The organism is Enterobacter sp. D2 (assembly GCF_034427575.1).
GTDB classification, from domain to species: domain Bacteria; phylum Pseudomonadota; class Gammaproteobacteria; order Enterobacterales; family Enterobacteriaceae; genus Enterobacter; species Enterobacter cloacae_M.
Window position 1 is genome coordinate 2,071,171 of record NZ_JAXQPP010000001.1, and the last position, 19,572, is coordinate 2,090,742.

At 55.4% G+C, this 19,572-nt stretch carries 21 protein-coding genes, 2 tRNA genes and 1 other annotated feature; of the genes, 12 read left to right on the top strand and 11 right to left on the bottom strand.

Annotation, left to right across the window (positions count from 1 at the left end):
- Positions 1 to 124: 124 nt before the first annotated feature.
- Together SPG90_RS09945 and emmdR are read right to left on the bottom strand one after the other, a co-directional pair.
- Positions 125 to 200, bottom strand: a tRNA-Asn gene (locus tag SPG90_RS09945).
- A 103-nt stretch (positions 201 to 303) separates the two neighbouring features.
- On the bottom strand, positions 304 to 1,758 hold the full coding sequence (gene emmdR, locus SPG90_RS09950; protein WP_123244567.1) for a multidrug efflux MATE transporter EmmdR: 1,455 nt from the start codon (positions 1,756 to 1,758) through the stop codon (positions 304 to 306).
- A gap of 161 nt (positions 1,759 to 1,919) precedes the next feature.
- Here emmdR and SPG90_RS09955 point away from each other — a divergent pair.
- Positions 1,920 to 1,995: transfer RNA gene (locus SPG90_RS09955), tRNA-Asn, on the top strand.
- A gap of 53 nt (positions 1,996 to 2,048) precedes the next feature.
- Positions 2,049 to 2,384, top strand: coding sequence for a gamma-glutamylcyclotransferase family protein (locus SPG90_RS09960; protein ID WP_322408109.1), 336 nt, complete (start codon positions 2,049 to 2,051; stop codon positions 2,382 to 2,384).
- A 47-nt stretch (positions 2,385 to 2,431) separates the two neighbouring features.
- Here the strand turns inward: SPG90_RS09960 and SPG90_RS09965 are convergent, their stop codons facing one another.
- From SPG90_RS09965 to dacD, 4 genes are all read right to left on the bottom strand, one after another.
- Positions 2,432 to 2,767, bottom strand: coding sequence for a DUF496 family protein (locus SPG90_RS09965; protein ID WP_008499467.1), 336 nt, complete (start codon positions 2,765 to 2,767; stop codon positions 2,432 to 2,434).
- A gap of 158 nt (positions 2,768 to 2,925) precedes the next feature.
- Positions 2,926 to 3,984, bottom strand: a complete 1,059-nt coding sequence (locus SPG90_RS09970) for an FUSC family protein (protein ID WP_023312358.1) — start codon at positions 3,982 to 3,984, stop codon at positions 2,926 to 2,928.
- Between the two features lie 92 nt (positions 3,985 to 4,076).
- Positions 4,077 to 4,550, bottom strand: coding sequence for a DNA gyrase inhibitor SbmC (sbmC, locus tag SPG90_RS09975; RefSeq protein ID WP_033145946.1), 474 nt, complete (start codon positions 4,548 to 4,550; stop codon positions 4,077 to 4,079).
- A gap of 119 nt (positions 4,551 to 4,669) precedes the next feature.
- Complete coding sequence (dacD, locus tag SPG90_RS09980) at positions 4,670 to 5,836, bottom strand: serine-type D-Ala-D-Ala carboxypeptidase DacD (RefSeq protein ID WP_194399589.1); 1,167 nt, start codon at positions 5,834 to 5,836, stop codon at positions 4,670 to 4,672.
- Positions 5,837 to 6,034: 198 nt separating this feature from the next.
- Between dacD and sbcB the strand changes: the two genes are divergently transcribed.
- On the top strand, positions 6,035 to 7,471 hold the full coding sequence (gene sbcB, locus SPG90_RS09985) for an exodeoxyribonuclease I (protein ID WP_416208404.1): 1,437 nt from the start codon (positions 6,035 to 6,037) through the stop codon (positions 7,469 to 7,471).
- Between the two features lie 118 nt (positions 7,472 to 7,589).
- Here the strand turns inward: sbcB and plaP are convergent, their stop codons facing one another.
- The 4 genes from plaP to SPG90_RS10005 form a co-directional block, all read right to left on the bottom strand.
- Positions 7,590 to 8,948 (bottom strand): putrescine/proton symporter PlaP, encoded by a 1,359-nt coding sequence (gene plaP / locus SPG90_RS09990; protein ID WP_023312362.1) that lies wholly within the window; start codon positions 8,946 to 8,948, stop codon positions 7,590 to 7,592.
- On the bottom strand, positions 8,938 to 9,000 hold the full coding sequence (yoeI, locus tag SPG90_RS09995; protein ID WP_099458931.1) for a membrane protein YoeI: 63 nt from the start codon (positions 8,998 to 9,000) through the stop codon (positions 8,938 to 8,940). The genes plaP and yoeI overlap by 11 nt, the downstream gene beginning before the upstream one ends.
- 219 nt (positions 9,001 to 9,219) lie before the next feature.
- The gene (locus SPG90_RS10000; protein ID WP_045403092.1) at positions 9,220 to 10,149 is read right to left on the bottom strand and encodes a LysR substrate-binding domain-containing protein; all 930 of its coding nucleotides are present in this window, start codon (positions 10,147 to 10,149) and stop codon (positions 9,220 to 9,222) included.
- A 41-nt stretch (positions 10,150 to 10,190) separates the two neighbouring features.
- Positions 10,191 to 11,015, bottom strand: a complete 825-nt coding sequence (locus SPG90_RS10005) for an SDR family oxidoreductase (protein ID WP_045403090.1) — start codon at positions 11,013 to 11,015, stop codon at positions 10,191 to 10,193.
- Between the two features lie 175 nt (positions 11,016 to 11,190).
- On the opposite strand from SPG90_RS10005, the gene hisL reads away from it, so the two are divergent.
- From hisL to hisIE, 9 genes are all read left to right on the top strand, one after another.
- A complete protein-coding gene (gene hisL / locus SPG90_RS10010) occupies positions 11,191 to 11,241 on the top strand; it encodes a his operon leader peptide (protein WP_001364200.1) in 51 nt (16 codons plus the stop codon).
- Positions 11,217 to 11,340: a sequence feature (His leader region), on the top strand. It overlaps the preceding gene by 25 nt.
- Before the next feature lie 45 nt (positions 11,341 to 11,385).
- Entirely contained in the window at positions 11,386 to 12,285 is a 900-nt protein-coding gene (gene hisG, locus SPG90_RS10015; protein WP_322408110.1) for an ATP phosphoribosyltransferase, read from the top strand.
- A gap of 5 nt (positions 12,286 to 12,290) precedes the next feature.
- Positions 12,291 to 13,595 (top strand): histidinol dehydrogenase, encoded by a 1,305-nt coding sequence (gene hisD / locus SPG90_RS10020; RefSeq protein ID WP_322408111.1) that lies wholly within the window; start codon positions 12,291 to 12,293, stop codon positions 13,593 to 13,595.
- Positions 13,592 to 14,653, top strand: a complete 1,062-nt coding sequence (gene hisC / locus SPG90_RS10025; RefSeq protein ID WP_248161890.1) for a histidinol-phosphate transaminase — start codon at positions 13,592 to 13,594, stop codon at positions 14,651 to 14,653. Before hisD ends, hisC begins: the two co-directional genes overlap by 4 nt.
- Positions 14,650 to 15,717 carry a bifunctional histidinol-phosphatase/imidazoleglycerol-phosphate dehydratase HisB gene (gene hisB, locus SPG90_RS10030; RefSeq protein ID WP_047173631.1) on the top strand — a complete coding sequence of 356 codons (1,068 nt, stop codon included), beginning with the start codon at positions 14,650 to 14,652 and terminating at the stop codon, positions 15,715 to 15,717. The genes hisC and hisB overlap by 4 nt, the downstream gene beginning before the upstream one ends.
- Complete coding sequence (gene hisH, locus SPG90_RS10035) at positions 15,717 to 16,307, top strand: imidazole glycerol phosphate synthase subunit HisH (protein ID WP_023312368.1); 591 nt, start codon at positions 15,717 to 15,719, stop codon at positions 16,305 to 16,307. Before hisB ends, hisH begins: the two co-directional genes overlap by 1 nt.
- A complete protein-coding gene (gene hisA, locus SPG90_RS10040; protein WP_045403084.1) occupies positions 16,307 to 17,044 on the top strand; it encodes a 1-(5-phosphoribosyl)-5-[(5-phosphoribosylamino)methylideneamino]imidazole-4-carboxamide isomerase in 738 nt (245 codons plus the stop codon). Before hisH ends, hisA begins: the two co-directional genes overlap by 1 nt.
- A complete protein-coding gene (hisF, locus tag SPG90_RS10045) occupies positions 17,026 to 17,802 on the top strand; it encodes an imidazole glycerol phosphate synthase subunit HisF (protein ID WP_023312370.1) in 777 nt (258 codons plus the stop codon). Before hisA ends, hisF begins: the two co-directional genes overlap by 19 nt.
- A complete protein-coding gene (gene hisIE, locus SPG90_RS10050) occupies positions 17,796 to 18,407 on the top strand; it encodes a bifunctional phosphoribosyl-AMP cyclohydrolase/phosphoribosyl-ATP diphosphatase HisIE (RefSeq protein ID WP_047173629.1) in 612 nt (203 codons plus the stop codon). Before hisF ends, hisIE begins: the two co-directional genes overlap by 7 nt.
- 39 nt (positions 18,408 to 18,446) lie before the next feature.
- Here the strand turns inward: hisIE and wzzB are convergent, their stop codons facing one another.
- A complete protein-coding gene (wzzB, locus tag SPG90_RS10055; protein WP_045403077.1) occupies positions 18,447 to 19,427 on the bottom strand; it encodes an LPS O-antigen chain length determinant protein WzzB in 981 nt (326 codons plus the stop codon).
- Positions 19,428 to 19,572: the final 145 nt, after the last annotated feature.

The following is a 19,572-nucleotide window of genomic DNA, read 5'->3' on the forward strand; positions in this document are numbered from 1 at the left end:
CCTCACCCCAACCCTCTCCCACGGGAGAGGGTGCACACACTAAAAACGGCAACAAGGTTGCCGTTTTGCATTTCCCTTGCGCAGAAAAGCAAAAAGCCTGCTTTAAAAGCAGGCTTTTTAAATTTGGCTCCTCTGACTGGACTCGAACCAGTGACATACGGATTAACAGTCCGCCGTTCTACCGACTGAACTACAGAGGAATCGTGTGAACGGGGCGCATATTATCGATGCTCCCCCATGATGTCAAAGGCAGAATGCATATTTCCGATCGTTTGCCGAATTATTCTCCACTTCGCGCAATTGTCAGGCATTCTTTCGCGGATATTTCCACAGCCAGCGCCCGCTGACCATCCGCCAGTAGAACAGCGCGCCCCGCACGGCCCAGTCGAGGAACATCCCCAGCCAGACGCCGACCACCCCCCATCCGAGCATCACCCCGAGCGTATACCCCGCGACAACGCGACATCCCCACATGCCGAGCATCGATACCCACATCGCAAAGCGGGCATCGCGCGCTCCTTTCAGCCCGGCGGGCAATACCCATGAGGCCGCCCAGATGGGCATAAAGGCCGCGTTGAGCCAGATGAGGATCTTAACAACCTCTTTAACGTCGTCTTCGTGGGTATAGAACGAGGCCATCAGCCCGGCAAACGGCGCGGTTCCCCAGGCGATCAGCGTCAGCCCAATGGTCGACAGCCAGAACACGTGCCGCAGCTGCCGCTCCGCCTGGCCTATCTGCCCTTTCCCGAGCCGCTTACCCGTAATAATGGTCGATGCCGAACCCAGCGCGTTACCCGGCAGGTTAATCAGCGAGGCAATAGAGAAGGCTATAAAGTTACCGGCGATAACGTCGGTGCCCATCCCGGCGACAAACATCTGCGTGAGCAGCTTCCCGCCGTTGAATAACACCGATTCAATGCTGGCGGGAATGCCGATCCCCATCACTTCCCAGATAATGGCGAAATTAAAGGGGCGGAAATAGCTTTTCAGCGTCAGACGCAGCGAGGGGGTAATCCCCGCCATCAGTACCCCGATGATGGCTGCCGCACCGATATAGCGTGAAATTGTTAATCCCAGTCCGGCACCGACGAACCCCAGCCCCTCCCACGAGAACACGCCATAGATAAGCACGCTGCTGATAATGATATTCAGGATATTCATCCCGCCGTTGATCAGCAGCGGAATTTTGGTGTTGCCCGCCCCGCGCAGCGCGCCGCTGCCAATCAGCGCAATGGCCGCCGCCGGATAGCTTAAGACAGTCATTTCCAGGTAGGTCAGCGCCAGGTCTTTAACCTCGTTCGTGGCCTCCCCGGCGACAAAATCGATAATCTCTTTACCGAAATAGTGGATCACCGCCGCCAGAACGATCGAAAAAATGGTCATGATCATCAGCGACTGGCGGGCCGCCTCGCGTGCACGTTTGGGATCAAGCTTGCCGAGGCTAAAGGCCACCACCACCGTCGTCCCCAGGTCTATGGCGGCAAAGAACGAGATCACCACCATGTTAAAGCTGTCCGCTAGCCCAACCCCAGCCATCGCCTCTTTTCCCAGCCAGCTCACCAGGAAGGTGCTCAAAACCCCCATCAGCAGAACGCAGGTATTTTCCAGGAAGATAGGCACGGCAAGAGGGGTGATTTCACGCCAGAACAGGACACGATAGCTTTTACGTTTTGCATACCATGGCGTGCGAGTTATCGCCTGGCGTAAGGAGGCAGTGACGTTCAAAATGGACCTTAGCGAGAAAAGTTGAAACTCCATTTCAAATGATGGGGGACAAATGCTAATCCTGCAAAGTATTTTCCAGAAAAAGATGTGTGGATTTACAACAAACTGACGACAGAATCAGCAATCAGTCGATTTTCCCTAAGATCAGGTTTGACAAATCTTTTTTCGCCGCTAAGATAAGCCTCCACAACGATTCCTCTGTAGTTCAGTCGGTAGAACGGCGGACTGTTAATCCGTATGTCACTGGTTCGAGTCCAGTCAGAGGAGCCAAATTTAAAAAGCCTGCTTTTAAAGCAGGCTTTTTGCTTTGCGGATGAGGGAAAATGAACGCTCTGTTTGTCTACGGCACGCTGCGCCCGGGCCACTCTAATGCGCATATTCTTGAAAACATCGGCGGCGAATGGCTGGCCGGTTCCGTATCCGGCACGTTTTACGAACGCGGCTGGGGCGCCGCGGCGGACTTCCCGGGAATTGTGCTCCACCCTGACGCCCCCCGCGTCGAAGGCTATCTGTTTATCTCGGATAACCTTGCCGCAAACTGGCAAATGCTGGACGAATTTGAAGACGGCTACGATCGGGTTGAGGTCACGGTGACCACTCTTGAAGGCAAGCAGGTTGAGGCCTGGATTTATCAGCTACAGCCGCGTTCTGAATCATAAAAAAAGGCTCTCTGTCATCAGAGAGCCTTTTTCACTATTCGCTGCGATTACTCGCTTTTTGCTTCGCCGTTTTTGATTTCGCCCATCACTTTCAGCTTTTTAGAGATGTCACGACGCTCTTTGGACAGCTCAGCATTTTTGATGATGTAGTCATCAACGCGGTCTTCATAGTCGCTCTTCATGCTGGCGATGATGCCCTGAATAGCTTCAACGCTCATACCTGGCTTGATGTAGTCGCTCAGGTTGTCGAGCAGCAGAACACGTTTCTGGTTGTCACGGATCTTCTTCTCAACGTCCTGGATTTCACGCTGCAGCTTGTTTTTGCGGCGGAACAGGCGGACGAATTCCAGAACATCCTGGAACGAAGGCTTGGTAGTTTCCATTTTTACACCCCTGATAATGTGAGATTCGGATTCGTTAAGGCAACCGTTGTAACAATAACCTTACTGACAGCGGCTGCGAATGACAATGAGTATATCGTTTAAAGCTATCATAACCCCAATTGCTGCTGAATCGAAGCAGCAGGCGTCACATAAGCCTTTTATTTGCGCAGCGCCCGGCAAATAAGGTGCGATAACAGCTCAAGCTGCCGCGCCAGTTCCATGCTCAGCCAGACGTAGCCATGAATAGGCGTTTCCGCCACGTTATCGCTCTGGCGTTCATTGATTAACTGCTTCAGCTCCGCGACGATCTCATTCAGCCGCTCGCTGTTGGCCAGTATCGGCTGCGGGTTCCCTTCATAGAGCGCATGGGCAATGGTCAACAGCGTTTGCTGCGTCATCTGCTGGGTCTCTTTGAGAGTCTGTGCATTAAGCATCAACAGATGACTGGGACGCGAGGCCCAGTGCGCGTTGATCTGCAGTTCAAGCATGCAGACCAGGTTGCGGCTTACCGTCTGGATGGCTTCGAAAATCGATTTCTGAATATGGGTTTCTTTGCTGGCAGGCGTGATCAGGCCGCGCATTTTGACCACATCGTTGAGGATCGTTTGCAGATGCTTTTCCAGCCGGGGACGTTCGACCAGATTCGGGGAAAAACCGGCCTGATAGACGCGGTTAAAGGCGGTGACGTAGTTCGCCATCTGAATACGCCAGTGCAGAAAAGCCCGCTGCGGCCAGATACCGGTGAAGAGCATGGCCAGCAGTGACCCCAGGATGACATCCCCGCTTCGCCACAGCGCCGTGGTCATATCCCCGGCGGGCGCACCGACAACCACCGCGAGAGTAATCCCAATCAGCAAGGCCTGATACGGTCTTTTGCCCAACGCCAGCCAGCCGCACAGGAACATGGCGGCACCGCACCATGCCAGCATCACCGGAAACGAGATAAGCTCCAGCTTAAGGGCAATAAGCCCAAGGGCCGAGCCTAAAACCGTCCCGCCAATTCGCTCGAAGGCGCGCGGAACAACGTTCCCCCAAAACGAGATGGGCCCCATTACCACTACCAGGGTGATCAGCGGCCACGTCCCTTCCGGAACATCCAGCAAACGGACCAGTACAAACGTCAATACGAAAGCCAGCGCGATGCGACACCCGTGCACCACGCGGTAATGTTTGTACAACCGAATTTCAAAAGGGGTTAATGATTTGTCGGGACGCACACCCGCTCTCCAGCTACACGGCAAATCACAATTGTACTGTGTTTTCAGCCGGGCGGATCGCTCCCGGCTGAAAAACCCTTCATTTAGCAGGCTTAAGCCGTTTTATGCTCTACCGCGATATACATTTCGATATCCCAGTAGCCGTCTGCATTGCCGTCATTAAGATAGCGCTCGAAGCAGGGTTTGAGCGCCATCTGGTACTTATTGTCCTGCAGCAGGGAATTAAAGAACTGATACCACGGCGTGGCGAAGTCGTAGTTTTCCACGCGCGCCGTCGCCACGGCATAATCCCCGGCCGCGATTTCCGTCATCATGACGCCCTCGCTGTTTTCCGGAATAACGAAATCGTCCGGCACCGTAACGGCCGTATCGCAGCGCAGTTTTTCTGCCGGGACCTCATCGGGGTTATCGTAATAGACCGCAACCCACTCCAGCGGCTCAATGTGGCGCCCGTCCACCCACATCACCAGCTGTTCAAAGCCCTGTTTAACCGTTTGTTCCCACGGTCCGACCAAATGAAAACCGGCAATCTTACGTTTCTGTTGCTGCTTGATGCTGTAGTCCATGCTGCCTCCACTTATTACTGTATATTTATACACTATAAAGCTGGATTACTATTATCGGCAAACGAGGAGTGTTTATTATGTGAGCAGACTCGCAACCCTGCCAGTCTGCCCATCAGCGGTTAAAGCGTGTGGTGGAGATAATCGCTCATGCGAGAGAACAGTCCGCCTTTATCAACGGCTTCCAGCGTCACCAGCGGCCAGTGCGCCACCACCTTGTCGCGGTCATAGAGCTGGATCTCCCCGACCCTCTGATGCGCAGCAATCGGTGCTTCCAGCTCTTTTTTATCCAGCACGTATTTAGCTTTGATGTTCGGCACTTCCGCTTTCGGCAGGGCCAGCCAGAAGTCCTGGTCGGTACCCAGTTTCACCTGCTCCTTATCGCCGTACCAGATACGCTCTGTCCCCACTTTTTTACCGCTATGCAGGATCTGCACCGTATCGAAGTTCTGCTGCCCCCAGTGCAGCAGTTTTCGGGCCTGGTCTTCACGCCCCTTCGGGCTGTCCGCCCCCATCACCACCGCGATTAAACGACGCTCCCCGTCAACGGCGGAGGCAATCAGGTTAAAGCCCGCTCCCGAGGTGTGCCCCGTTTTAAGCCCGTCCACGTTCATGGTTTTATCCCACAGCAGGCCGTTACGGTTTTGCTGGGTGATCCCGTTCCAGGTCAGGCTCTTTTCGCTGTACATATGGTAAAACTCAGGCTCGCCGTGAATGATGGCCCGGGAAAGTACGGCCAGGTCATAGGCCGAGCTGTGCTGGCCCGGCGCGTCCAGCCCGTGGACGGTTTCAAAGTGCGTATCGCGCAGGTTCAGCTTCTGCACGTAGTCGTTCATCATCTTCACAAACTGTGGCTGACCGCCCGCCACGTGATCGGCCAGCGCCACGCAGGCGTCATTGCCGGAATCGACGATCAGACCGCGGCTTAAATCACGCACCGAGACGCGATCGCCCTCTTTCAGGAACATCAGCGACGAGCCGTCAAAAACCGGGTTGCCTTTTGCCCACGCGTCACGCCCGACGGTGACAATGTCGTCCGGCGTAATGCGATGGCTATCAATGGCCCGATCAACCACATACCCCGTCATCAGCTTGGTCAGGCTCGCCGGATTGCGTTGTTGATGTTCGTTGCCCGCCGTTAAGATCTGACCAGTCGTGTAGTCCATCAGCACCCAGGAGCCAGCCTGAATGGCCGGAGGCTGCGGCGAAAAATCCAGTGGTTCGGCCGCAAAAGCAGATGAGACACTCGAAGCGAGTAAAGAAACAGCAATAAACAGACGGCGTTTCAACGGTATATCCTCAGGTCATTAAAAATCGATGACCTTTTTACGGGAGTTCTGATGTCGTTACCTGGCTTAATTGCAAAAAAATGTGACAGAACGCAGATTTTTCTCTGAAGCTGGCGCGCAAATTTGCGTCACGGCGGTGCTTTTTATTCGGTCTGAACCGCACGATCGTTTACCATAGTGACGTCATTTTTTAACAGGATGGTATTACTGGTGTCTGACTCTGCCGCTCGCCCGACTTTTTTATTTCATGACTACGAAACCTTTGGCACGCACCCGGCGCTGGACCGACCGGCGCAGTTTGCCGCCATTCGTACCGACGACGAATTCAACATTATTGGCGAGCCTGAGGTCTTTTACTGCAAACCGGCTGATGACTACCTGCCGCAGCCCGGGGCGGTCATGGTCACCGGGATCACTCCTCAGGAAGCGCGCGAGAAAGGCGTTAACGAGGCAGAATTCGCCCGACGCATCCACGATCTGTTTACCGTCCCCAATACCTGCGTGGTCGGTTACAACAACATCCGCTTCGATGACGAAGTGACGCGCAACGTTTTTTATCGCAACTTCTACGATCCCTATGCCTGGAGCTGGCAGAACCGTAATTCACGCTGGGATTTGCTCGACATCATGCGCGCCTGTTATGCCCTGCGTCCTGAGGGCATTAACTGGCCTGAAAATGAGGAAGGGCTGACCAGCTTCCGGCTGGAACACCTGACGCGCGCCAACGGCGTCGAGCACAGCAATGCCCACGACGCGATGGCGGACGTCTATGCCACCATTGCCATGGCGAAACTGGTGAAAAACGCGCAGCCCCGGCTGTTTGAGTATCTGCTGAGCCACCGCAGCAAGCAGAAGCTCATGACCCTTATCGACGTACCGCAGATGAAACCCCTGGTGCATATCTCCGGCATGTTTGGCGCCTGGCGCGGCAATACCAGCTGGGTTGCCCCGCTGGCCTGGCATCCGGACAACCGTAATGCGGTCATCATGGTGGATTTAGCCGGCGATATTTCGCCGCTGCTTGAGCTCGACAGCGACAGCCTGCGCGAACGGCTTTACACCCCGAAAAATGAGCTCGGCGATCTGCCTGCGGTGCCGGTCAAACTGGTGCATATCAATAAATGTCCGGTACTGGCGCAGGCGAATACGCTGCGCCCGGAAGATGCGGACAGACTGGGCATTAACCGGCAGCACTGCCTCGATAACCTGAAAGTGCTGCGCGAAAACCCGCAGGTGCGCGAGAAAGTGGTTGCTATCTTTGCCGAGGCGGAGCCGTTCGTGCCGTCTGAAAACGTGGATGCCCAGCTCTACAACGGCTTCTTCAGCGATGCCGACCGCGCGGCGATGAATATCGTTCTGCAAACCGAGCCGCGTAACTTACCGGCGCTGGATATTACTTTCGCCGATAAACGCATCGAAAAGCTGATGTTTAACTACCGCGCGCGTAACTTCCCCGGCACGCTGGACGAGGCAGAGCAGGATCGCTGGCTGCAGCATCGTCGCAATGTCTTTACCCAGGAGTTTCTTAACAGCTATGCCCAGGAGCTGGAAATGCTTTATGGCCAGTATGAAGGGAATGCTGAGAAACAGGCGCTGTTGAAATCCCTGTTCCAGTACGCTCAAGAGATTGTCTGAGCGAGGGGTATAAAAAAAGCCGGAGGCGATGTCTCCGGCTTTTTTTTGCCCGCTGGCACAGGCCTACGGGTGTGTCGTTTTGTAGGCCGGGCAAGCGCTAGCGCCACCCGGCGAGTCATTACGCGACGTCTTCGTACTGTGGAACCGGGTTACGGAAGCTCTTCGTGACGCAGGCCAGGTAAATCAGGCCGATACCCGCCCAAATCAGGCCAAGCACCATCGAGCTCTCTTCCAGGTTAACCCACAGCGCGCCCACGGTCAGGGCACCGCACATCGGCAGGAACAGATACTGGAAGTGATCTTTCAGCGTCTTGTTACGCTTTTCACGGATCCAGAACTGAGAGATAACCGACAGGTTAACAAAGGTGAACGCCACCAGCGCACCGAAGTTAATCAGCGCCGTTGCCATCACCAGGTCAAAGTTAATCGCCAGCAGCGCAATGGCACCGACCAGGATGATGTTCATCGCCGGGGTACGCCAGGTTGGATGAACGTAGCCGAAGAAGCTTTTCGGGAATACGCCATCGCGGCCCATCACGTACATCAGACGCGCAACGCCTGCATGCGCGGCCATACCGGACGCCAGTACGGTAATGGTGGAGAAGATCAGCGCGCCAACCTGGAACGCTTTACCCGCAACATAGAGCATGATTTCTGGCTGAGACGCATCCGGATCCTTGAAGCGGGAGATATCCGGGAAGTACAGCTGCAGGAAATAGGTCGAGAAAATAAAGATCAGACCGCCAATCAGCGCTGTCAGGAAGATTGCACGAGGGATCACGCGCTCTGCATCTTTCGTTTCTTCAGACAGGTTGCTGATGCCGTCAAAACCGGTAAAGGAGAAGCACAGAATGGTTGCCCCGGTAATCATCGGGATCACATGCGCATCACCAGACCAGAACGGTTTGCTGCTCGCCAGCGTACCAGCGCCTTCGCCGTGGAACACGCCATAGATCACCATGCCAAGAATAACGGCAATCAGGACAACCTGAAGCACAACGATCACGGAGTTAAAGTTGGCAACGGACTTAATGCTGCGCAGGTTAAAGGCAGTCATGAAGGCCACCAGCGCCACGACGAACATCCAGGATGGAATCGACGGCACCAGCGCTTCAAAATAAATTTTTGCCAGCAGAATGTTGATCATCGGCGCGAACAGATAGTCGAGCAGCGAAGACCAGCCCACCATAAAGCCAACTGTCGGGCTGATGGATTTCTGGGCATAGGTGTAGGCGGAACCGGCAGACGGATAGCGACGCACCAGTTTACCGTAGCTCAGCGCGGTAAAGAGGATCGCAATCAGCGCGAAGCCATAAGCCGTCGGCACATGACCGTCTGTGAGGCCTGATACGATACCGAATGTATCGAACAGCGTCATCGGTTGCATATAGGCAAGGCCCATCATAACAACCGGAATCAACGTAAGCGTTTTACGTAATTCCACGCGAGAGGTGTTTGGAGTTGCGTTATGCGACATAGTTATTCTCCTTTACGGTGATAACCGCCACGTAAGCGAAAAATTGCCCCATTTCTTTCTTCCTCAGCGACAACAACTGTCGGATTTTAGTAAATATCTATCCGGTACGAAGCCCGGCCTCTTGGTTTTTAGTTTCGTTTCGTACATGCAAAAAAAAATAACCGACGCCTTTTATATCGTCGATTATTCATTTGGTTGCAGCGGCCGCATTTTGCCCCACATCGGATACAAAAGGCAATACTTTGCAAAGCATGGGACAATTTTCTTTTTACTAACTGGCTGATTTCTGGACGCCGGGCTGAGAGTAAACGGCGGCGATAGCACTATTTGCTAAAATCTCGTCTCGCCACCAGGCGCTTGCAAGCCCGGCAGTTTGTTCATTCCAGCCTACCCACACCGATTCATTATTGCTTTGAGCAAGTACCTGTTTTTCAACAAGCGCGCCGCTGTCAATAAACCGCTGCGCCAGATAGCGAGGTAAATAGCCGCAGCCCAGGCCGCTTATTTGCAGTTCCAGCTTGGTTTTAAAGTCGAAAACGGTAATGGCTTCCTGCTCATCAAGCAGCTGCGAGGAGACCGAGCATTCCGGACGAGAGCTGTCCCCGACCACGATTGCGCGGTAGCCTTTAATCACGCGACGGTTAAGCGGCTCGGGTTCCTGAGCCAGCGGGTGATGGGGCGCCACGGCAAATACCTGCTCCAGCACGCCCAGCCGGGCAAAACCAAAATCACTCAGTTGGGGAGGCTCATGGAGCGCACCGACGAAAATGTCCGCCCTGCCCTGCGTCAAGGCCTCCCAGGAGCCACCCAGCACACCGTTGATAAAGATAAGCCGGGTCACGCTGTGGTGTTGATAGAAGGCTTCAATCAGCGGCGTCAGGAGTGAAAACGGAAAGGTATCATCCACGCCAATAACCAACTCGTTTTCCCAACCCTGATGGAGTTTTACGGCCTGTTTTTCGAGCTCACGAACGGTATGGAGGACTTCACGGCCTTTTTCCAGCAGCATCTGTCCGGTACGGGTGAAACGTGCGCGGTGTCCGGAGCGATCGAGGATCTGGATATTGAGATCGCTTTCCAGTTTTTGAACGGTATAGCTCAGCGCAGATGGGGTTTTGTAGAGCTTTGCTGACGCAGCGGCAAAGCTCCCCTCTTTTTCCAGAGCATCCAGAATAATAAGAACATCCAGCAGCGGTTTCATGCTCGCCCCCTTCTGGTGCGCGATCGTCTCCGCTACGGGTCTTATTCCATGGGCATCACCAGCGGATCGGGATACTGATACTCAAACCCCAGCTCATGACAAATGCGATTGCCATCAACAATTTTGCCTTTACTGTCATCCTTTGCCTCACCGAAAACCGGCGCCGCCAGGCCCAGCTGACGTGCCATCAGCGGGTAAAACGTGCTGCGCGCCGGATGAGAAGGTGCACATATATTATAGATGTGTCCACCTTTCGGAGCCTGTAAGAGTAGCTCAATCGCGCCTACAACATCGTCAAGATGTACAAGATTGACGACATGCTGGCCGTCTGGCGCAGATTTACCGGCAAAAAAGCGTCCCGGATGGCGGCCTGGACCCACCAGCCCCGCCAGACGTACAATATCGACCTGCGTGCCGGGAAGATTATGCAGCCAGTCTTCCAGCTCTTTCAGAACCTGACCGCTCGCCGTCACGGGACGGCGCTCGGAACTCTCTTTCACCACGCCCTCAACTTCGCCATACACCGACGTCGAGCTGGTAAAAATGATACGCGGAACATGGTGCGCCAGCGCGCTGTCGACGATCTCCTGCATCGCCTGCAGATAAAACGACTCGCCCGGGCCACTGCGCCGCGCGGGGAGCGTGATCACCAGCGCATCGACGTTCATCAGCGTGTCCAGATCGTCAGCATCACACACCAGCTCCGGTTCAAGGCGCAGTTCAATGCCGTCAATACCGCACATGCGCGCTGCCTCTACCCCGTCCGCCGTGGTTTTGCTCCCGGTCACCTGCCAGCCTTTTGCGGCTAATGACATCGCCAGCGGCATTCCCAGCCATCCTAAACCGACAATCGCGACCTTTTTCATGCGAATTCTCCTGACTCTTACTCGTCTTTTATAAGGCTACGCCAGCCCGGCAGAACACACAATTCATAGCATCAATATGAAATGAATTAATGATCAAAAAAAGCCCTTGCAATATGTCGTACAACTGGTTTAGGTTAAAAGACATCAAATGAATAAGCATTCATCGAGAATTTATATGACACGCGTTCAATTTAAACACCACCATCATCACCATCATCCTGACTAGTCTTTCAGGCGATGTGTGCTGGAAGACGTTTGGATCTTCCAGTGGTGCATGAACGCATGAAAAAGCCCCCGGAAGATCTTCTTCCGGGGGCTTTTTTTTGGACCGAATTCAGACAGGTTAAAACAGGTTAACGAGGAATAAAGAATGTTAGATAACTCACGTTTACGCATAGCTATTCAAAAATCAGGCCGTTTGAGCGACGATTCACGCGAACTGCTGGCCCGCTGCGGGATTAAAATTAACCTGCACACCCAGCGCCTGATTGCTCTGGCTGAAAACATGCCCATCGACATTCTGCGCGTGCGTGATGACGATATTCCAGGCCTGGTCATGGATGGCGTCGTTGACCTCGGCATTATCGGGGAAAACGTGCTGGAAGAAGAGCTGCTGACCCGCCGCGCGCAGGGCGAAGATCCGCGTTACTTCACACTGCGTCGTCTGGACTTCGGCGGCTGCCGCCTGTCCCTGGCTACGCCGGTTGACGAAGCGTGGGACGGCCCGGCCGCGCTGAACCGCAAACGTATTGCCACCTCTTACCCTCACCTGTTAAAGCGTTATCTCGACCAGAAAGGCGTGCAGTTTAAATCCTGCCTGCTGAACGGCTCCGTTGAAGTGGCGCCGCGTGCGGGTCTGGCGGACGCCATCTGTGACCTCGTCTCTACCGGGGCGACGCTGGAAGCGAATGGTCTGCGCGAAGTGGAAGTGATCTACCGCTCTAAAGCGTGCCTGATTCAGCGTGACGGCGAGATGGCCGACACCAAACAGCAGCTGATCGACAAATTGCTGACCCGTATTCAGGGCGTGATTCAGGCGCGTGAGTCTAAATACATCATGATGCACGCCCCAACCGAGCGTCTGGATGAAGTGATTGCCCTCCTGCCGGGCGCCGAGCGCCCAACCATCCTGCCGCTGGCGGGCGATCAGCAGCGCGTGGCGATGCACATGGTGAGCAGCGAAACCCTGTTCTGGGAAACCATGGAAAAACTGAAAGCGCTGGGCGCAAGCTCCATCCTGGTGCTGCCTATTGAGAAGATGATGGAGTAATGGCCATGAGCTTTAACACAATCATCGACTGGAATACCTTTAGCGACGCACGGCAGCGCGAGCTGCTGATGCGCCCGGCGATTTCCGCCTCTGAGAGCATCTCACGCACCGTGGCGGAGATCCTGGATAACGTCAAAGCCCGCGGCGATGACGCGCTGCGTGAATACAGCGCAAAGTTTGATAAGACGGAAGTCGGCGCATTACAGGTTACCGAGCAGGAAATCATTGATGCCAGCAATCGTCTGGGTGACGACATCAAACAGGCGATGGCCGTCGCGGTGAAAAACATTGATACCTTCCACACCGCGCAAAAGCTGCAGACCGTGGATATTGAAACCCTGCCCGGCGTGCGATGCCAGCAGGTCACGCGCCCGGTTGCGTCCGTCGGCCTCTATATTCCCGGCGGCTCTGCGCCGCTTTTCTCCACCGTACTGATGCTGGCGACTCCCGCGCGGATTGCCGGGTGTCAGAAAGTGGTGCTGTGCTCGCCGCCACCGATTGCCGACGAGATCCTCTACGCGGCGAAGCTGTGCGGCGTGCAGGCGGTCTATAAAGTGGGTGGGGCGCAGGCGATTTCTGCCCTGGCGTTCGGCACGGAATCCATTCCTAAGGTCGACAAAATTTTTGGCCCGGGCAATGCGTATGTGACCGAAGCCAAGCGCCAGGTCAGCCAGCGTCTGGACGGCGCGGCCATCGATATGCCTGCCGGCCCGTCTGAGGTGCTGGTGATTGCCGACAGCGGCGCAACGCCGGACTTCGTCGCCTCAGACCTGCTTTCTCAGGCGGAACACGGCCCGGACTCGCAGGTCATCCTGCTGACGCCGGATGCCGATATGGCGAAACGCGTGGGCGAAGCCGTGGAGCGTCAGCTTGCCGACCTGCCCCGCGCCGACACGGCACGCCAGGCGCTAGCGGCCAGCCGCCTGATTGTGGCGCGCGATCTGGACCAGTGTATTGCGATCTCCAACCAGTACGGCCCGGAGCACCTGATCATTCAGACCCGCAACGCGCGCGATCTGGTTGACAGCATTACCAGCGCGGGCTCGGTGTTCCTCGGCGACTGGTCACCGGAGTCCGCGGGGGATTACGCCTCCGGCACCAACCACGTGCTGCCCACGTATGGCTACACCTCTACCTGTTCGAGCCTGGGCCTGGCGGATTTCCAGAAACGCATGACCGTGCAGGAGCTCTCCCGCGAAGGTTTTGCGTCACTGGCGTCTACTATTGAAACCCTGGCCGCCGCCGAGCGGCTGACCGCCCACAAAAATGCCGTTACGCTGCGCGTTGCAGCCCTGAAGGAGCAAGCATGAACATTGAAGAATTAGCCCGCGAAAATGTCCGTCGCCTGACGCCTTATCAGTCCGCGCGTCGTCTGGGAGGCAAAGGAGATGTCTGGCTGAACGCCAACGAATTCCCGACGGCGGTGCAGTTTGAGCTGTCGCAGCAAACGCTGAACCGCTATCCGGAGTGTCAGCCGAAGGCCGTGATTGAAAACTACGCGCACTATGCGGGAGTGAAGCCGGAGCAGGTGCTGGTCAGTCGCGGCGCTGATGAGGGCATTGAACTACTGATCCGCGCCTTCTGCGAACCGGGCAAAGACGCGGTGATGTACTGCCAGCCGACCTACGGTATGTACAGCGTCAGCGCGGAAACCTTCGGCGTGGCGTGCCGCAACGTGCAGGCGCAGGAGAACTGGCAGCTGGATTTGCAGGGCATTGCCGACAATCTCGATGGCGTAAAAGTTGTCTTTGTCTGTAGCCCGAACAACCCGACCGGACAGATTATCAACCCGCAGGATATTCGCACCCTGCTGGAGATGACGCGCGGTAAAGCGCTGGTGGTGGCAGACGAAGCCTACATCGAGTTCTGCCCGCAGGCGACGCTGGCTGGCTGGCTGGAAGAGTATCCGCACCTGGTCGTGCTGCGTACGCTGTCAAAAGCCTTTGCCCTTGCGGGTCTGCGCTGCGGATTCACCCTGGCGAATAAAGAGGTCATCGACCTGCTGCTGAAAGTGATCGCCCCGTACCCGCTCTCGACGCCGGTTGCCGATATTGCGGCACAAGCGCTGACGCCACAGGGGATCAACGCGATGCGCGAGCGCGTGGCGCAAATCCTGGAGGAACGTCAGTATCTGGTGACCGCCCTGAAGGATATCCCTTGCGTGGAGCAGGTATTCGACTCGGAAACTAACTACATCCTGGTGCGCTTCACCGCATCGAGTGCCGTATTTAAATCTTTATGGGATCAGGGCATTATCTTACGAGACCAGAATAAACAACCTTCCCTGAGCGGGTGCCTACGCATTACCGTAGGCACACATGCAGAGAGCCAGCGCGTGATTGACGCCCTGAAAGCGGAGAAAGTATGACCCAGAAGATCCTTTTCATCGATCGTGACGGCACCCTTATTTCGGAGCCACCAGCCGATTTTCAGGTCGACCGATTCGACAAGCTGGCTTTTGAGCCGGACGTGATCCCGGTGCTGCTCAAGCTGCAAAAAGCAGGCTTTAAGCTGGTAATGATCACCAACCAGGATGGTCTGGGTACCGACAGCTTCCCGCAGGCAGACTTTGACGGCCCGCATAATCTGATGATGCAGGTGCTGACCTCTCAGGGCGTGGTATTTGATGAAGTGCTGATTTGCCCGCACATGCCGGCCGACGAGTGCGACTGCCGTAAGCCAAAGGTGAAGCTGGTAGAGCGCTATCTGGCTGAAGATGCGCTGGATAAAACCAACAGCTATGTTATCGGCGATCGCATCACCGATATTACGCTGGCGGAAAACATGGGCATCGCGGGGCTGCGCTACGACCGTAACAACCTTAACTGGGTGAAGATTGGCGAGCAGCTGACAAAACGCGACCGCTATTCCCACGTTGAGCGCAACACCAAAGAGACGCAGATTGATGTGAAGGTCTGGCTGGACCGTGAAGGCGGCAGCAAGATCCACACCGGCGTCGGTTTCTTCGATCACATGCTGGACCAGATTGCCACCCACGGCGGTTTCCGCATGGAAATTACGGTAAAAGGCGATCTCTATATAGACGATCACCACACCGTAGAAGATACCGGCCTGGCGCTGGGTGAAGCCCTGAAGCTGGCGCTCGGCGACAAGCGCGGCATTAACCGTTTCGGCTTTGTCCTGCCGATGGATGAGTGTCTGGCGCGCTGCGCGATGGACATCTCCGGCCGTCCGCACCTGGAATACAAAGCTGATTTCACCTACCAGCGCGTGGGCGATCTGAGCACCGAAATGGTGGAGCACTTCTTCCGCTCACTGTCCTACACCATGGGCCTGACGCTGCACCTGAAGACCAAGGGCAAGAACGACCACCACCGCGTGGAGAGCCTCTTCAAAGCCTTTGGCCGTACCCTTCGTCAGGCAATTCGCGTAGAAGGTGACGCCCTTCCCTCGTCGAAAGGAGTGCTGTAATGAACGTGGTCATTCTGGATACCGGATGCGCCAACCTGAACTCCGTCAAATCGGCGATTGCGCGCCACGGCTATGAGCCGGCGGTGAGCCGTGACCCGGACGTGGTGCTGCGCGCCGACAAACTCTTTTTACCGGGCGTGGGCACCGCGCAGGCGGCGATGGATCAGATTCGCGAACGCGAGCTGGTCGACCTGATCAAAGCCTGTACCCAGCCGGTGCTGGGCATTTGTCTGGGCATGCAGATCCTGGGCCGCCGCAGCGAAGAGAGCAACGGCGTCGACCTGCTGGGCATTATTGATGAAGACGTGCCGAAAATGACCGATCGCGGCCTGCCTCTGCCGCATATGGGCTGGAACCGCGTTTACGCCAAAGCGGGCGACCGGCTGTTTCGCGGCATCGAAGACGGCGCGTATTTTTACTTCGTGCACAGCTACGCCATGCCGGTGAACGTGAATACGATCGCTCAGTGCACCTACGGCGAGGCGTTCACGGCGGCCGTACAGAAAGACAATTTCTTCGGCGTGCAGTTTCACCCGGAGCGCTCTGGCGCCGCAGGCGCGCAGCTGCTGAAAAACTTCCTGGAGATGTGATGATTATTCCCGCATTAGATTTAATTGACGGTACGGTTGTCCGTCTGCATCAGGGCGATTACGGCCAGCAGCGCGACTACGGAAACGACCCGCTGCCGCGTCTGCAGGATTATGCCGCTCAGGGTGCGCAGGTACTGCACCTGGTGGATTTAACGGGCGCGAAAGACCCGGCGAAACGCCAGATCCCGCTGCTTAAACAACTTGTTGCGGGTGTTGATGTGCCCGTCCAGGTCGGCGGCGGCGTGCGTACGGAAGATGACGTTGCGGCACTGCTGGACGCTGGCGTGGCCCGCGTAGTGGTGGGTTCAACCGCCGTGAAAGATCCTGAGGCCGTGAAAGGCTGGTTCCGCCGCTTTGGCGCCGATGCCCTGGTCCTGGCGCTGGACGTTCGTATTGATGAACAGGGTAACAAGCAGGTGGCCGTTAGCGGTTGGCAGGAAAACTCCGGCGTAACGCTGGAAGAGCTGGTCGATATTTATCTTCCCGTCGGCCTGAAGCACGTGCTGTGCACGGATATCTCCCGCGATGGCACGCTGGCCGGTTCTAACGTTTCGCTGTACGAAGAGGTCTGTGCGCGTTATCCGCAGGTGGCATTCCAGTCTTCTGGCGGTATCGGTGATATTGGCGACGTGGCCGCGCTGCGCGGTACCGGTGTGCAGGGCGTGATTGTGGGACGGGCCTTACTGGAAGGCAAATTTACGGTGACGGAGGCGATTCAATGCTGGCAAAACGGATAATCCCTTGCCTGGACGTGCGTGACGGCCAGGTGGTGAAAGGCGTGCAGTTCCGCAACCACGAGATCATTGGCGACATCGTTCCGCTGGCAAAACGCTATGCCGATGAAGGCGCCGACGAGCTGGTCTTTTATGATATCACCGCTTCCAGCGATGGCCGCGTGGTCGACAAAAGCTGGGTGGCACGCGTGGCGGAAGTGATCGACATTCCATTCTGCGTGGCGGGCGGGATTAAGTCCGCTGACGACGCCGCCAAAATTCTCTCCTTTGGCGCCGATAAGATTTCTATCAACTCCCCTGCCCTGGCCGACCCGGAGCTCATTACCCGCCTTGCAGATCGTTTTGGCGTGCAGTGCATTGTGGTTGGGATCGACACCTGGTATGACGCCGCAACGGGCAAGTACCACGTAAACCAGTACACCGGGGATGAAAGCCGCACGCGCGTGACGCAGTGGGAAACGCTCGACTGGGTGCAGGAAGTGCAGAAGCGTGGCGCGGGCGAGATTGTCCTCAACATGATGAACCAGGACGGCGTGCGTAACGGGTATGACCTTGAGCAGCTGAAAAAAGTCCGTGCGGTCTGCCACGTTCCGCTGATTGCCTCCGGCGGCGCGGGCACCATGGAGCACTTCCTTGAAGCCTTCCGCGACGCCAACGTGGACGGCGCGCTGGCCGCGTCCGTGTTCCACAAACAGATTATTAATATTGGTGAGTTAAAAACGTACCTGGCCGGCCAGGGCGTGGAGATCAGGGTATGTTAACAGAGCAACAACAGGCGCAGCTGGACTGGGAAAAAACTGACGGATTACTGCCGGTGGTTGTCCAGCATGCCGTCTCAGGCGAAGTGCTGATGCTGGGGTATATGAACCAGGACGCGCTGGCGAAAACAATCGACAGCGGCAAAGTGACCTTCTACTCGCGCACGAAACAGCGCCTGTGGACCAAAGGCGAGACCTCGGGTCATTTCCTGAACGTGGTCAGCATGGCGCCTGACTGCGACAACGACACTCTGCTGGTGCTGGCAAACCCAATCGGTCCGACCTGCCATAAGGGCACCAGCAGCTGCTTCGGTGAGACGAGCCACCAGTGGTTGTTCCTGTATCAACTGGAACAGCTGCTGGCAGAGCGTAAAACGGCGGATCCGGAGAGTTCCTACACCGCGAAGTTGTACGCCAGCGGAACCAAGCGTATTGCGCAGAAGGTGGGTGAAGAAGGCGTTGAGACCGCGCTGGCCGCGACCGTGCATGACCGCGAGGAACTGACGAATGAAGCGTCTGATTTGATGTATCACCTGCTGGTGCTGCTGCAGGATCAGGAACTGGATTTGACGGCGGTGATTGAGAATCTTAGAAAGCGTCATAAATAAAAAACCGGGGATTTTCCCCGGTTTTTTTTAATCTGCAAATCAGGCTTTTGGCTTATAGTTGCGTAATGCGTTACGCCCTAATACCACACCGGAACCAATCATTCCGCCCAGCAGCACGGCAAGGATCAGCACAATGGCTTTTTTCGGGCTGTCACGACGAACGGGCAGATCCGGTTTCATGACGTAACGGTAGACGTGTATTGTGTCCGGCTTTACGTTCAGGTTTTGGATGTCCAGCAGGTTTTGCCTGGTCTGATAGTATGCAGCAGAAAAGACCAGGGGACGAGAGGCTTCGTTTTCAATCATCGATTTCAGCCCTACGCTTCCCAGGAGGAACATTGTTTCCTGTGTCACATCCTGAGTTTGTTGAATCTGTGGCGAGGAGATTTTCGCCGCCTCAGCGTTTTTCAGCGCTTCGGTAATTTGTTTAATACGCAGGTCTTTCTGCTCCTGAGCGACCTTCTCCTGGTTTACCAGAGAATCGTTCAGGGTTTTAATCTGCTCTTTGATGCTGTTTTGCAGGTCAACCGTGAGCTCTTTGGAAGTTTGCTCATCAACCTGCTGGATATATTGCGCAAGCTGCTTCTGCGCCGCTTCTGCGGAAGTACTGGTATAGGAAACACTCAACGGGAGCGATTCCCCTTTAACAGCAGGCTCGATTGTCAGTTTTTCAGGTTCGTCCTGATTTTCCAGTGCCTGTGCCAATGCAGAGAAGGAAGAATTGAAACGACCAATAGCGCGTGTTTGAACATCAAGCATTGAGGGTGCAGCGCTACCGTAGAGGATATTCAACGCATTAGAATATGTTGCAATTTGAGCGACATCAGGTTGCGCAATAATTGCGCTTGAGGTCCACTTTTCTTTCGCGAAAGTAAGATAACCGACAGCAAGTGTAATAAAAACAACAACAAACGTTGCTATCATCCACTTCCCACGCCACAGCTGCAGCATTAAATCAAGTAAATCAATTTGCTCAGGGTCATTGCTTCGGATGACCTGGCTATTGTTGTTGTGCGTCATACATTCCCTAACAGATGAAAAAGGGCAAACATAATTGTGTTTTCATAGTTTATCTATTGCTGGGGATTTTTCTATAAGAATACGATGAGTTATATCGGAAAGATGCGTTATGTAACTCACCCCCTTCGCGCTATCATAGTCACCA